Raw genomic sequence first — 14,443 nt, forward strand, 5'->3', positions numbered from 1 at the left:
CACCCTAAAGCACCAGAAAAGCAGCTCAAACGTAACTTGACTATTCATCAAGATACACAATCAACCGCAGCCATAAAGACCACCGCCAACCGCGTATCCCTTCCAGATATCAACAATGTCAAATAACCGATATTCTGTTCCGATCCGGGTCGCCGTCGCCGCGTTGGCGTCGGTGTTCCCTCGTCGAGGAGGCGGCTTATACGGGCCATGTCCGGGGGTGTCAAACGGTTTTGAGAAACTTTTTTGAACCCAGTGCGTTTTTTTTAATTCCGACCCCGAGACATCGCGGTGTTCCACCCTCTTTTTCAGGCAAGGCTTTGAAATGCCTTAATTCATCAACTTGACGGTTTTCGCACCAACCAGTATCGATAACGGTGTTAAGGCAAATGACCGACAGATATCAGTCGTTTTTTCTTAAAAACCGCTGTTTTTCGCACGTTCGGCCTGATATTTGCTTAGACGAACTGGCGAATCACGATAGAGAATCGGTTTCTGTCACCGTTTTGACGAGGCGAAACCTATTGTGAATATGGGCATTAACGGGCCTGCATCAATGACGATGGTCTTGATTCAGGGAGATGGGAGCAAGGTTTCGTGGAAGTCGACAAGGCGCATTTTCGGGCCCTGCGGGGATCTGCGAGCAGGGCAAAGGCGAGACTGCTGCGTCGCCTGGGCATCCCATCACACACTGATGACCACTATTTCGTCACCCATCGCGCCGGTCACCCCGTCAGTAAACGGCGGCGCTTTATGACCGGCCTGTTGACACTTTCAGGATTGGGATTGGCTGCGGGCCTGGGCATCACCATGATGTCAGAACCGTCTATCCCAATGAACCGCGCGGTTGCCACAAGCGAATCCTATGATGCGCTGATCCCATCGGCCAGCGGCACGATATCTTCTGTGAAGCTGTCGGAACAATGGGAACTGGCGGCTTTGGGATCCGATTCGACGGCCCATGATGACTTGTTGACCCAACCTTACACGGTCAATATTGAAATCGCCTCCGGTAACACCCTGATGTCCGTCCTGTTGGATATTGGTCTGGACCGCGCCACGGCCTATTCCCTGGTGCAATCCCTGTCCGAAGCCTTTGACCCACGCCATTTGCGCCCGGGCCAGACGATGGACGTTACCATGGTGCCCACCGTTGAAGGGTCCATTGGGAAGGTCACAGCGCTGGCCTTTCATCCAGATGGATTGCGCACCATCAATGTGACAGAATCGGAAGATGGCTATACCGCCGTCGAAGACATGCGTGAATTAAGCGATCACATCGTTCGCGCGGATGGGGAAATTGACAGTTCGCTGTATGTCGCCGCCCGCCATGCAGGTGTGCCAAATGCCGTTCTGGGGTCCTTGATCAATATCTTCTCTTTCGACATCGACTTTCAGCGGGAAGTCCAGCCCGGCGACCGGTTCTCTCTGATGTTCCAAGAACGGCGCACCGATGAAGGCCAGACCGTGGATTACGGTGATATCATGATGGCGGAAATGACGGTCGCTGGCACGATAAAGCGGTTCTATCGCTTTGAAGATGATGAGGGGCGGTCTGATTATTATGACAGCAAAGGGCAGTCTGTACGCCGTGCATTGCTGCGCACCCCGGTTGAAGGCGCGCGCATTTCATCAGGCTTTGGCAAACGCTTCCACCCGATTCTGGGCTATAACAAAATGCATAAGGGATTGGACTTTGCCGCCTCGACAGGAACGCCGATCTATGCCGCTGGCGATGGCGTTGTGGAAATGGCCGGCTGGAATGGGGGCTATGGCCGCTATATCCGCATACGGCACAATGGCACCTATAAGACCTCCTATGCCCATTTAAGTCGCATCGACAGTCGCATCAAGTCGGGTGCCCGCGTCGACCAGCGTCAGATCATTGGCTATGTCGGCACATCTGGACGCTCTACCGGGCCACACCTGCATTATGAAGTCCATGTGAACAACAAGCAGGTCAATCCACAGGGCGTTAAGCTTCCCACCGGCAAAACCCTGAAAGGGGCGGAACTGGCAAGGTTCGAAAGCCTGCGGGACAAGCTCGAATCCCAATATGCTGCGGTCGAGCCCCGTACTCAGGTCGCCCAGGCCATGGAATGATCCTGTCAGGAAATTTACTGGCGCACATTCACATGCTGGACTAAGTCCCAAAGGTGTCCGATGGTAGCAAACAGGGTCGATCGGGATATCGAGCCTGCGCAGTTCCCATGCTCTTCTCAATCCCGTCGGAGACTGAGTCTTGTCCTACACGCTCTACAGCCACAAAGGCTCTGGTGGATTTGTAATTGAGGCCGCACTGACCCTGGCACAAGCGCCCCATTCAGTTGTCGAAATCGACACTCGCGGTGGCGAGCAGTTTTCAGACGAGTTCCGCGCGATCAATCCCTGGAAACAAGTACCCGCACTGAAATTGCCGGACGGCTCCATCATGACCGAATCGGCAGCGATGGTGATCCATCTGGCCGCCGCCCTGCCCGACGCAAAGCTGGCCCCGGTACCGGGAACAGCCCAGCATGCCGCTTTCCTGCGCTGGATCATCTTCATGACCATCAATATTTATGAAAGCGATCTTCGGGTTTATTATCCTGCCCGCTATACCGATGAAATGAACGGACGTGAAGGCGTCAAGCGCGCCGGAATGGATCATTTCCGTCGAGGCCTGCAAACTATGGAAGACTTGCTGGAGTCCGGCCCCTATATCCTGGGAGAGACATTCAGCTTAGCCGATATCTACCTGGCCATGGTCTATGTCTGGTACCCGGAGGAAATTGACCTGCCCCGGCTGCACGCATTGAAAAAACATATCGCGCGGCATCCTGTTATTGGACCCGTCTGGCAGCGCCACTTCGGATCCCAATGACGCCCCTCACCGCACGGTGTGGTGAAAAAACCTCGCAATCGCGCTATAGGGGCCAGAAAATCATGATTGCCGGCACAGCGACAAGGGCAATGAGGATTTCCAATGGCAAGCCGACCCGCCAATAGTCGCTGAAGCGATAACCGCCCGGCCCCATCACCAGCGCATTGTTCTGATGTCCGATCGGCGTCAGGAATGCGCAGGACGCGCCAACTGCCACCGCCATCAGAAACGGATCTGCCGACAGCCCCAGCTCCCGGGCAATGGCAAGGGCAATAGGGGCCATCACCACCGTGGTCGCAGCATTGTTTAAAACGTCGCTCATCGTCATGGTGGCGACCAGAATAACGCCCAGAATCAGCCAGTTTGGCATCCCGCCCGCAATGGACAGAATGCTGTATGCGATCAACCCGGTTGCCCCCGTCGATTCCATCGCTCCGCCGACCGGGATAAGCGCCCCCAACAGCACGATAACTGGCCAGTCGACACTGTCATAGACCTCTCGCAAGGGGACGACACCGAACAGAACAATAGCCACCACGGCGACGCCGAATGCGATTGGCAAAGACACGTATCCCGTCGCCGCAGCCAAAACGGCCCCGGCAAAACACAGCAGGACCGTTGTCCCACGCCCACGACGGCCCAGGCTTAAATCTCGCTCGCGCAGTGGCAGCGCACCGAATCTGGCAACGGCTTCATTCAATTCTTCCGCAGCACCCTGCAAAAGCAAGATATCACCGGCCTTGAACCGAAAATCCTTCAGACGCCCACGATGCGGTTTACCTTGTCGCGCAACCCCCAACAGGGCGACGCGATATCGCGGCCCAAACCGCAACTGAGCGACTGTGCGTCCATCCAGCGGGGACCCCTGCTGAACAACCATCTCCATTGACGCGGCCTCACCCGATTTCAGAATTTCCTGGGGTGTCGGACCGCCGCCGCTAAGTTTTAAACTGAAGTCCGATACGAAACGATCAATCTCTTCTGCCACCCCTTCCAGGATCAGATGGTCGGTCGCATGCAACGGCTCATGTCGGGGGGGAGAGGGATAATTGCGGCCACGCCGGATCAATTTTACGATCACAACGTCCAGGTCCTCGCTCATCGCCTCGATTTCAGTGATCGTTTTACCGTAAATCTTGCTGTCCTTGGATAGCTTAACTTCTGCGGTATAGACTTCCACCCCGAACCGATCAGTATCCTCCTTACCACTGGCCTTCGGTATCAACCGCCAACCAAAGACAATAAGATAAATCAGGCCGATAATTGCCACGACGCCCCCCACCGGAAGGAAGTCGAACATTGCAAAACTGTCCCCGACTGATCGCTCGCGAATGGCGGAGATCAGAATATTGGGGGGTGTGCCGATCAGTGTCAGCATTCCCCCAAGAATGGAGGCGAAGGCAAGCGGCATCAGCAACAGGCGCACGGGGCGTTCCGCCTTACGCGCCGACTGAATCGCAACAGGCAATAACAGGGCCAAAGCCCCAACATTGTTCATAAACGCGCTGAGTAGAGCGGCTGTGCCGCTGAGTCCCCCAATATGCCCGACCGTGGTGCCAGAGCCGCGCTGAACCAGTCTGGCAATCGGATCAATCGCGCCGGATGCAGACAAGGCCCGACTGAGAATCAGCACCAGGGCCACAGTTATCGTCGCGTCATTACCAAAACCGGAAAAAGCATCTTTGGGATCAATCAACCCCAATAGAGTCACCGCCAACAATCCGATCATTGCAACCAGATCATAGCGAAAGCGCCCCCAGATGAAGAGGCCCAGCAACGCACCCAAAACCCCCAGGATTAACCCCTGATCAAATGTCACAGATCATCCAACACGGAATAGAGAGCATCCAAATGTGCCGCCCCCAGCAGGCGACAGCGCGCGATTGACCAGCCATAAAGCGGGTCGGGCGCATTCGCGTTCTCTTTAAAGGGCATTTCCAGTGTCATGCACAAGGCACCAAAACGCTCTGCCAATTGCGATGTACACATTGCAAGATTGGCTTTACCCGGCGCGGCAGCAGGATATCCCACCTCTGACTGAAAATCAGGATTGGCCCGACACAGTGCGGCCTCATAGCGTTTACGCAGATCAATCAGTTTATCGGTTGCAGAGGGAATCGCATCCGCCCCGGCGATGAAGTTATAGGGCAGTCCTTCATCGCCATGCACATCCAGACAGAAGTCCAGCCCGGCCCGATCCATCGCCTGCAGCGTCAGGTAGACCTCTGGGCTGTTCTCCAGTGTAGGGTTCGCCCATTCGCGATTTAAGTTCATACCCTTGGCATTGGTGCGCAGATGCCCCCGACGGCTGCCATCCGGATTCATGTTTGGAATCGCATAAACCGTCGCACGGGACAGAATTTCACGGCTGACCGGGTCGCTGGTATCCAGCAATCGGGTTACCATCCCTTCCATAAACCATTCCGCCATGGACTCGCCTGGATGCTGACGCGCAATGGTCCAGATGCTTTTCTTTGTTTCATCGCTGTCGCCGATGACCAGTAAGTCCAGTTCTTCCCCATCCGTCGTTTCACCCAGAACCGCATGGCGGCAATTGGGGCGCATTTGACAGGCCGCAATCAGATCACGATGGCGTTCCCTGGAATAGGGTGCGAAATAGGCCACATAAAAGCTGTCGAATTCGGAAGTGTGTTCAATTGTCAGAACCTTGCCGTCAAATTCTGTACTGACCCGAAACCACGTTTCCCGATCATAAGAAAGACAGGCGCGGTAGCCTTCCCACCCTTTGACATAGGAAGCCTCTCCCGCATTCATGATATTCAACCGGACCGGTTGTCCAGCAACACCGCTGACACGAAAATGGAACCACTGAAAGAAACCATCCGGCCCAGCATCCTTGCGAATGCGCAATTGGACATCATCCGATGAATTGGCAGATATCACCTCGATATTACCGGAATCAAAATTGCTGGCGATGTGCATAAACCCTCCAATGTGTAACGCTTTCGACACGACCGTGTGATACCGAACCATAACGACTGGGCGGGATACTCAAAAGCCCTGTTATGACCGAGACGTCGCAAACACAAAAATATTGATCTTTCACACCACACTATTATCTAGCGCTCAGATATAGGAACGTGCATAGCAAGCTGCTAGAGCATCATGGGCACGTATATGCGCGCACATGATGCTCTAGCGAATTGCTGTTTCAGCAAATACATCGCCGTAAACGACTCCGTTTGCTCGGGATTTGCTCTATAGTGATGTGCCTGTGCCCTCCTGACGAATGAAAGACGGGTTTCCATGATAAGCGCCTTAAAAGTCAGTTGGGCACTGTTTCTCGGCCTTGGCCTAATCATGGTCGGTAATGGGCTGGGCGGCAGTCTGGTCGGCATTCGCACCCAGGTCGAAGATTTTGGCAACACGCTAACCGGTTTCGTGGTCGCGGGCTATTTCGCAGGGTTCTTTTTGGGGTCGGCAATTGTGCCAAAGATGTTGGCAAAGGTCGGTCATGTCCGGGTTTTCGCCGCACTAGCCGCGCTGGCCTCTATGACGATATTGGTCTATCCGCTGATTATTGATCCTTATGTCTGGATCCTGATGCGCATCCTGACTGGGCTTGCTTATGCCGGTCTGTATATTGTGGTGGAAAGCTGGCTGAACGAAAAGGCGACCAATGATACACGGGGGCAAATCCTGGCGATTTATCTGGTCGTTTCCATGCTGGGTCTCGCCAGCGGGCAATTGATCCTGAATTTGTATGACCCTGCAAATTTCCAACTGTTCACTATTGTTTCGGTAATGATATCAGTGGCGGCCCTGCCGGTTTTGATTTCCGGTGCCCGCGCGCCCGAATTTACCGCCCCGGAATCTCTGGGCCCGATAAAGCTGTTTAAAATCTCCCCCCTGGGCACGGTCGGCATGGTGATGGTTGGTGCAACCGCGGGCATGTTAATCGGTATGGGCCCAGCCTATGCCTATAAGATGTATGGAACGTCTTTCGCGTCACTGTTCATGGTTGCCATCTTTGTCGGGGGTTTCCTGTTCACCTGGCCGATCGGGAAGCTGTCCGATATTTTTGATCGCAGAAAAGTCATTGTATTATCCGCCAGTGCCTGTGTCCTGATCGGAATATTGGGGCTGATATTTCAAGACCCCGGTAACCTGAACAACCTGCAGACCTATCAGGAATTTTATCCGATTGGCGAGGATCTGTTCAGCAACCGGAATCTGTTGTTGCTGATTGCCCTGCTGTTTGGTGGTGTTGCAATGCCGCTCTATTCACTGTGCATCGCCCATACGAATGATTATCTGAATTCCAAACAGATGGTCGCGGCCAGTTCAACGATGATCATGGGCAACGGCCTTGGGGCGATGTTCGGCCCAAACATCGCCGGTTTTGCTATGGATATGTTCGGAACACCTGGCTACTTCTGGTCCCTGATCGCCATCAATCTGATTTTTGTTGGGTTTGGTATCTACCGCATGACGCGCAGACCATCCCTTCCCGCAGAACAGCAGGGTCCCTTTGTGGCAATCGATTCCAGAATGTCCGCAGCAGGTGTAACGGCCCTGCGCCCGGATCTGGAATGGCCGGAAACCGATCAGGATTCTGATCTGATGCATTGCCATCCAGACTTTGAGGTGGATGAAGACGATGCACCCGAGGCGACCGTTCCAGAGGCGAAACCCGCACCTGAAAACCGCTAATTTTCTGCAAAAGACACAGCGATTTTTGCGTGTTATGTTTTCGACATGTCAGATCAATCTTCCCTGGACCTGGACTTTTTCCGCACGCTGCTGAACGACCGATTGGCGGAAATTGAAGCCCTTGCTCACTCCAGCAAGGAATCGCGTGCGCCCGTAACCCTGGATCAGCAATCCGTTGGTCGCCTGTCGCGCATGGATGCGATGCAGGGCCAGGCCATGGCGCTGGCGACAGAGCAACGCCGCAACACAGAACGCCAACGCATCCGCGCCGCCCTGGCCCGCATCGACAGCGGTGATTATGGGTATTGCCTGAAATGCGATGACGAGATTCCGGAAAAGCGATTACGGCTTGACCCGGCAACGCCGGTCTGTGTCGATTGCGTATCGGGGCCAGGCCCCGCCGGGTTGGGAACGGGATAAGATTTTACAATGCGTGGTGCGATTGATTTTCTGCGGGCTGATCCGCGGTTGGCCTTTTATGGCCTGTTCATGGCGTTTGGGTCCAGTTTCGGCCAAACCTTTTTCATCTCTCAATTCGGGGGGGAAATACGGCGCGATTTCGCGCTCAGTGATGCCGCCTTTGGCACGATCTATGGTCTAGGCACACTGTTATCAGCAGCGGTCATCGTCTATACGGGGGGCATTATTGACCGCGTCGATCTGCGGCGTTGGACGCTGATCCTTTTGCCCGGCTGTGCCATCGCCTGCGCCCTGATGGGGCTGGCTCAAGGTCCTGTCACCCTGTTCCTGGCGATATTCCTGTTGCGGCAGACCGGTCAGGGATTGATGAGCCATACAATGGGGCACAGTCTGGGGCGCTACAGCCTGGTTGGCCGGGGCAAGGCAATCGCCTTTGGTGGCTATGGGTTCCCACTGGGCGAAGCCCTGTTTCCAGTTCTGGGCGTGGCAGTCATAGCCGCCTTCGGCTGGCGCGAGGCATGGTATGGCCTGTCAGGCCTGTATCTGTTTCTTGGCCTGCCGATTGCGCTGTGGCTGTTGCAGGGGCATGACGGACGCTATGCGCTGTATAAGCAGGATCTGGCGGACCAGGACGCCCAGGACCAATTGGCGGAAGCGGATTTGAGCCGCCCCCGCCCCGTTCGAAGCTGGCGGCGCAAAGATGTGGTGCGCGATCCACGCTTTTATCTGGCCCTGCCCGGCCTGATGTGTCCCAGCTATATTGTCACCGGCCTGTTGTTGCACGGCGTGCGGATCGCGGAACTAAAGGGGTGGAGTCCGGAACTATGGGCCGGCAGTGTGGTCTTTTACGCGATAGGCAGTATTCCAGCCGGACTGATGATGGGAGCCTATATCGACAGGAAGGGGGCGGCCAGAGGATTGCCCTTGTTCCTGGGCCCGCTGATCATCGGGTGTATTGTATTGGCCCTAGGCACTGGGGCCTGGACACCGCCCGTTTTTATGCTGTGCTGTGGCATTACCTCTGGCATGACCGCTGTATTGCTGGTCGCGCTGTGGGTAGAAGCCTATGGTCGCCGGTTCCTGGGGGAGATCAAAGCCATGATGACCGCGCTGGCCGTCTTAGCCAGCGCCGCCGCGCCACCGACCCTGGGCTGGATGCTGAATGCGGATTGGTCCGTCGCCCAGCTGTGCCTGTTCTGTGGTGCATTGGCGATGATCGGTTGCAGCCTTTCCCTACCCGCCGCACGGCGCTACGCTACACCTTAATATGAGCTGAGAGGGAGCCTGAAATGGCACGGAATTATTGGTTGTTTAAGTCAGAGCCCGGCACATGGTCCTGGGACGATCAGGTCAAACGCGCTGATAAGGGCGAAGGCTGGGACGGCGTTCGGAACTATCAGGCCTCAAACAATATGAAGGCCATGAAAATTGGCGATTGGGGCTTTTTCTATCATTCGGTTAATGAAAAGCAGATCGTTGGCATTGTTGATGTGATCGAGGAATATCATCCCGACCCGACCGATGCGAAAGGACGATTTGGAATGGTCACCGTGCGCGCCATTCGCCCATTTGAAAAACCGGTTACCCTGGCGGATATCAAAGCGGAACCAGCCCTGGAAGACCTGTCCCTGATCAAACAATCCCGGCTGTCGGTGATGCCCATCCCCAAGGCGTCCTGGGATTTGATCTGTAAGATGGGACAGACGAAGGCCGACTGACGCTCCCTTTAAAGATTGGACCCTTAAGAATGGGATTGCTCTCCATCACACCGCGCCTGGATCCCCAAATGGCGCACGCATTGAAGATCGCGGCTGAACTTGCGGCGAAGACCAAGGAACGTCACGGCTTGGGTGAGGTTGCGGCAACCGACCTGCCCAATCAGCGCATCCTGTATAATGCCGACCGTGAATTCTGGAACCGGGACGCGCCAGAGATGGGGGAATCGAAGGATATCACCGTCGATACGGCAAATGGCCCGCTGGCGCTGCGCCTGCACCGTCCCAAAAATGCGAAATCGCCAAGCCCCGTTCTGATCTATCTGCATGGCGGTGGATGGATTGTCGGCAATCTGGATACGCATGCCCGGATCATGCGCCTGCTGGCGGAAAAAAGCGGATGGTGCGTTCTGGGGGTGGATTATCACCTGGCACCAGAGGCGAAGTTCCCCGTGCCCCAGGAAGATTGTCTGGCCGCCGCACAATGGGTTATCGATCAGGGGACGCAGCACGGGTTGGATGCGGATCGCATTGCGCTGGGCGGTGATTCCGCAGGCGGCAATATGTCAATGGCGACACTACTTGCGCTGCGGGCTCAGGGTCAGCATCACCGTGTGAAAGCAGCCCTGCTATATTATGGATCCTATGGCTTGCGGGATTCCGCATCCCGCAGATTATGGGGCGGCGCCGAAGATGGATTGAGCCCGCAGGATCTGGCTTTTTTCCGCACCTGCCTGATGAACAGCCCGGAAGAGATGAGCGACCTCCGTTTCGACATACTGGCCAATCCGCTGAATGATCTGCCGCCGCTGTACATTCTGGACGTCGCAATGGACCCGCTGGCAGATGACAGTGTTGCGCTGGCCCAGGCTGTTCAGGAAGCGGGGGGAACCGTAGACTATCGGCGTGTGGAGGGAGTCTTGCACGGCTTTTTGCATATGAGTGGCCATGTAGACGCGGCTATGACGGCGCTGACCGAAGGGGCCGCTTTCTTGCGCCATCGTGCGGATTAGACCAGCAATACAGCCAAAATAAAACGGGCCGTCTCTCAATCGAAACGACCCGTTTTTTTTTAAACTCAGTCAGACTGAAAGTCAGCCCTGAAACGTGCTCAATGAAGCTTTCCGGGCAGAGCCGAAATCGCATCATCAATGGACTTATCGCCCCCTGCGCCATCCATCGCTTTGGTCAGGACCTGCGTGGTGGCACTGATTGCAATATCAACGGCCTGGTTCTTCACCTCAGCGATTGCATTTGCTTTCGCTTGAGAGATTTTTTCCATGGCCTGTTGTTCATGGCGTTCCATCGACTGTTTCAGACGGGCATCCATGTCCTTCTTCATCATTTTCGTTTCAGTCTTGGCGTTTTCGATAATGGACGCGGCCTGTTCGGTGGCTTCCCGTTGGGTGCGCTTCATTTCCGCCAAAGCAGACGTGGCCTCTTCTTTAAGGGCTTCAGCCTGTTTGATTTCATCGCGGATGCGATTAATCCGTCCGTCAATTGCATTCAGAATGATCGAACGACCCTTCCAAACAACCAACACAACGAAAATTGTGAAAGATACAAGAACCCAAAGGTCTGTCGATTGGAGGATTGATTCATGTTCCATGATCTCAGACCCCTTTCGCCGCCGCGTCTACGGCCTTGGTCACATCCGCCTTGGATGCCGCCTTGCCTGACAGTTTCTCAATAGAAGCCGCAGCAACTTCCTGTGCGACTTCACGGATCGACGCCATGGCTTCCTTGCGGGCTTCATCGATCGACGCTTCCGCATCGGTCATTTTAACCGCCAGATCGGCATCCAGCTTTTCCATTTTCTTGGCATGGTCCGCGACAAGCTTCTCCTGCGCTTTACGCAAGATATCCTGTGCTTCTGACCGGGCCTCGGACAAAGCCTTCTCGACAGAGGCTTCCGCCTCAGCAATTTCAACACGCAGTTGTTCGGCCCGTTCCAGATCGGCACGGATCTTTTGTTCCCGTGACTCGATCACGTCCCCAACACGGGGCACAGCGACCTTCCACATCAGGATAAACAGCGCTGCAAATGTCACGGCCAACCAGAAAATCTGGCTGGAGAAAGAACTGGTATCCAATTGCGGCATGCCGCCTTGGTGTTCCGCCTCAGCTGCATAAGCGCAAACAGGGCCAATCACGGAAATCACCGCGACGGCTGAAAGCTGAAGGCCCGATTTTAGAACCTGGTTCATCCTTGAAACCCCTTTCACTTGGATCCGGTGAGGGGCAGCCCTAAACAGACTGCCCCCAACTTGGCCCAGAGAATTAGGCGAAAAGGATCAGGAAGGCGATCAGCAGCGCATACAGCGCGACGGCTTCAACCAAGGCGAAGCCCAGCATCGCCAGACCGAAAACCTGGCTACGGGAAGCCGGGTTGCGGGCGACTGCGGTGATCAGAGAAGAGAAGATGTTACCGATACCAAGACCCACCCCAAAGAGACAGATAACGGCCAAACCGGCGCCAATCATTTTTGCTGATTCGAGATCCATTTTACGCTCACTCCTTCAATAGGCACGGTCACAGCCGCGCTTCCGTTAAGGGCCGGACGGGGGCTATTTTGGCCCGCCCGCACCCGCGAAACTCTCAAAAACCGCCCGACCTGAGCCAGACGGGCACGCAAGATCAGACCGCCGCTATCAATGCAGATGCAGGCTGTCGTTCAAATACAGGCAGGTCAAAACCGTAAACACATAGGCCTGCAGGAAGGCGACCAGGACTTCAAACCCGGTCAACGCGACCATCAATGCGATGGGCAGGATGCTACCGACGCCAAAGGTCAATGTTCCGATCCCAAACACGAAGCCTGCAAAAACCTTCAACATCGTGTGGCCCGCCATCATATTGGCGAACAGGCGAACCCCCATGCTGACCGGACGGGACAGATAGGAGATGATTTCAATTGGGATCATCAGGGGATACAGCCAAACAGGCGCCCCGGTTGGCACGAAAAAGCTGAAGAAATGCAGACCATGCTTCAACAAGCCAACAATTGTCACCATCACGAAAACAAAGGTCGCCATGACCAAAGTCACAATGATGTGGCTGGTGAAGGTGAAGCTGCCTGGAAGCAGACCCAGCATGTTGCCAAACAGGGTGAACATGAACAGCGTAAAGATGAAGGGGAAATACTTCCGGCCTTCATCGCCGACATTCTCTTTGATCAGCCCGCCAACGAATTCGTACATGGATTCCGACATGGACTGCCAACGGCCCGGCACCATGGCGCGGCGGGACATGCCCAGCACCATAAAGGCGGTGACCACGACAACCGTCACCGACATCCACAAGGCAGAATTGGTATAGGCCACTGAATCCACAGGACCTTCGACGATAGGCTTAATGATGAATTGTTCGAGCGGACCAGCCACGGCGAACCCCTTCTCGCTGTTAGTCCGGACCTATCGGCCCGTTTGCCAAAACCGTTTTACGCATAGGCCCGACTCTGAGCCAAATTCCAATTACTTTTTTCCGCGATCTTCCTGATCCCCATCTGCGTCGCCTGTTTCAGCGCCACCAGAATGGGGTCCAGATCGCCCCCCGATACGCCGCCATCCGACGGTTTGATCCATGCCCATCGACAGGCGGTACACATTCAACACCCCGGCGGCCCCGCCGAAGAAGAAAAACAAAACCATCAACCAGGGCGTGGTTCCAAGCCATTGATCCAGGCCATAGCCGACACCGACCCCGATGCCAATCGCCGCGACCAGTTCGGTCCCCAGGCGCATGGCGAACCCAATCCCTTTCATCCCGGAGTCCGGCGCATCCCCCTGTTCCTGTGACCTGGAAGACCCCGTCCGCCCGTCATACGCATCCCGCGCCGCGCGCAATCGCGCATCGAAATCCGCTGACGAAGACTTTTTGTCATCCCCGGTCATGATCGACCTTGCAGAAAGGCCAACATCACAGTCAGCACCCCTTCATCCTTGCATGCCAATCCGGGGCAAAAGCACCCTTTCAAGCATGCGCGCGGACCATAATCAGACTGCCTGAGAGAGTCAAGAAAAGCCACGCGAAAATTCCGCGATGCAGCATCCTTTTCTGACAATCAGGAAAAGGTTAATTTTTATGGAATCTCAGATCAGTGGGGCAGACTCGTGACCGACTGCTTACAAACGGCCTTCAACAGCTTGCGTTCTAGATCATCGCCAGGAATTCACGGCGCATCTCCGGGTTTTCGCGGAAGGCACCGGTCAGGTGGGTGGTGATCGTGCTGACGCCCGGCTTTTGGATGCCGCGTGTGGTCATGCATTGATGTTCCGCATCGATCATAACAGCCACGCCGCGCGGGCTGAGCACCCGGGAGATGGTGTCGGCGATCTGGACCGTCATGGTTTCTTGTGTCTGCAGACGACGGGCATAAATATCAACCACGCGCGCCAGTTTGGAAATGCCCACAACGCGGCTTTGCGGCAGATATGCCACATGCGCCGTCCCGATGATCGGGACCATGTGGTGTTCACAATGGCTGTGGAACGGGATGTTGCGCAGCATCACCATCTCGTCATAGCCTTCGGTTTCTTCGAAGGTGCGGCGCAATTCTTCTTCGGCGTCAACCGCATAGCCGGCGTAGAATTCCTCATAGGAACGCACGACGCGGCTGGGCGTATCCAACAGGCCCTCGCGGGTGGGATCATCGCCAGCCCAGCGCAACAGGGTGCGCACAGCGTCTTCCGCCTCTTCAAAACTGGGGCGAGCGGCGACAATCTTGGGGCGTAGCGCCTTGTCCGACATGACAAGCAACCTCATACCAATGCG

The 14,443-nt window shown here is 55.4% G+C and carries 15 protein-coding genes; 7 read left to right on the plus strand and 8 right to left on the minus strand.

Annotated features, from left to right (window positions below):
- Positions 1–594 precede the first annotated feature (594 nt).
- Entirely contained in the window at positions 595–2,100 is a 1,506-nt protein-coding gene (locus ACOSDM_RS17290) for a peptidoglycan DD-metalloendopeptidase family protein (protein WP_420725811.1), read from the plus strand.
- A 139-nt stretch (positions 2,101–2,239) separates the two neighbouring features.
- On the plus strand, positions 2,240–2,860 hold the full coding sequence (locus ACOSDM_RS17295; protein WP_420725812.1) for a glutathione S-transferase family protein: 621 nt from the start codon (positions 2,240–2,242) through the stop codon (positions 2,858–2,860).
- A 43-nt stretch (positions 2,861–2,903) separates the two neighbouring features.
- Here ACOSDM_RS17295 and ACOSDM_RS17300 read toward each other — a convergent pair whose 3' ends face one another.
- Positions 2,904–4,679, minus strand: coding sequence for an SLC13 family permease (locus ACOSDM_RS17300; RefSeq protein WP_420725813.1), 1,776 nt, complete (start codon positions 4,677–4,679; stop codon positions 2,904–2,906).
- Positions 4,676–5,803, minus strand: coding sequence for a M14 family metallopeptidase (locus ACOSDM_RS17305; RefSeq protein WP_420725814.1), 1,128 nt, complete (start codon positions 5,801–5,803; stop codon positions 4,676–4,678). The genes ACOSDM_RS17300 and ACOSDM_RS17305 overlap by 4 nt, the downstream gene beginning before the upstream one ends.
- A gap of 324 nt (positions 5,804–6,127) precedes the next feature.
- Between ACOSDM_RS17305 and ACOSDM_RS17310 the strand changes: the two genes are divergently transcribed.
- From ACOSDM_RS17310 to ACOSDM_RS17330, 5 genes are all read left to right on the plus strand, one after another.
- Positions 6,128–7,534 (plus strand): MFS transporter, encoded by a 1,407-nt coding sequence (locus tag ACOSDM_RS17310; RefSeq protein WP_420725815.1) that lies wholly within the window; start codon positions 6,128–6,130, stop codon positions 7,532–7,534.
- Positions 7,535–7,579: 45 nt separating this feature from the next.
- The gene (locus tag ACOSDM_RS17315) at positions 7,580–7,954 is read left to right on the plus strand and encodes a TraR/DksA family transcriptional regulator (protein ID WP_420725816.1); all 375 of its coding nucleotides are present in this window, start codon (positions 7,580–7,582) and stop codon (positions 7,952–7,954) included.
- A 9-nt stretch (positions 7,955–7,963) separates the two neighbouring features.
- Positions 7,964–9,220, plus strand: a complete 1,257-nt coding sequence (locus tag ACOSDM_RS17320) for an MFS transporter (RefSeq protein ID WP_420725817.1) — start codon at positions 7,964–7,966, stop codon at positions 9,218–9,220.
- Between the two features lie 23 nt (positions 9,221–9,243).
- The gene (locus ACOSDM_RS17325) at positions 9,244–9,672 is read left to right on the plus strand and encodes an EVE domain-containing protein (RefSeq protein ID WP_420725818.1); all 429 of its coding nucleotides are present in this window, start codon (positions 9,244–9,246) and stop codon (positions 9,670–9,672) included.
- A 68-nt stretch (positions 9,673–9,740) separates the two neighbouring features.
- Positions 9,741–10,682, plus strand: coding sequence for an alpha/beta hydrolase fold domain-containing protein (locus tag ACOSDM_RS17330; RefSeq protein WP_420725819.1), 942 nt, complete (start codon positions 9,741–9,743; stop codon positions 10,680–10,682).
- Positions 10,683–10,780: 98 nt separating this feature from the next.
- On the opposite strand, the gene ACOSDM_RS17335 is transcribed toward ACOSDM_RS17330, so the two are convergent.
- The 6 genes from ACOSDM_RS17335 to folE form a co-directional block, all read right to left on the minus strand.
- Positions 10,781–11,278 carry a F0F1 ATP synthase subunit B gene (locus tag ACOSDM_RS17335; RefSeq protein WP_420725820.1) on the minus strand — a complete coding sequence of 166 codons (498 nt, stop codon included), beginning with the start codon at positions 11,276–11,278 and terminating at the stop codon, positions 10,781–10,783.
- A gap of 4 nt (positions 11,279–11,282) precedes the next feature.
- On the minus strand, positions 11,283–11,876 hold the full coding sequence (locus ACOSDM_RS17340) for a F0F1 ATP synthase subunit B' (protein WP_420725821.1): 594 nt from the start codon (positions 11,874–11,876) through the stop codon (positions 11,283–11,285).
- Positions 11,877–11,949: 73 nt separating this feature from the next.
- A complete protein-coding gene (locus ACOSDM_RS17345) occupies positions 11,950–12,174 on the minus strand; it encodes an ATP synthase subunit C family protein (RefSeq protein WP_420725822.1) in 225 nt (74 codons plus the stop codon).
- 147 nt (positions 12,175–12,321) lie between these two features.
- Entirely contained in the window at positions 12,322–13,053 is a 732-nt protein-coding gene (locus ACOSDM_RS17350; protein ID WP_420725823.1) for a F0F1 ATP synthase subunit A, read from the minus strand.
- Between the two features lie 90 nt (positions 13,054–13,143).
- Positions 13,144–13,563 (minus strand): AtpZ/AtpI family protein, encoded by a 420-nt coding sequence (locus ACOSDM_RS17355; RefSeq protein ID WP_420725824.1) that lies wholly within the window; start codon positions 13,561–13,563, stop codon positions 13,144–13,146.
- A gap of 259 nt (positions 13,564–13,822) precedes the next feature.
- On the minus strand, positions 13,823–14,419 hold the full coding sequence (folE, locus tag ACOSDM_RS17360; RefSeq protein WP_420725825.1) for a GTP cyclohydrolase I FolE: 597 nt from the start codon (positions 14,417–14,419) through the stop codon (positions 13,823–13,825).
- Between the last annotated feature and the right edge of the window lie 24 nt (positions 14,420–14,443).

The sequence above is a fragment of the Hwanghaeella sp. LZ110 genome, assembly GCF_048892525.1.
Classification (GTDB): domain Bacteria; phylum Pseudomonadota; class Alphaproteobacteria; order UBA8366; family Aestuariispiraceae; genus Pacificispira.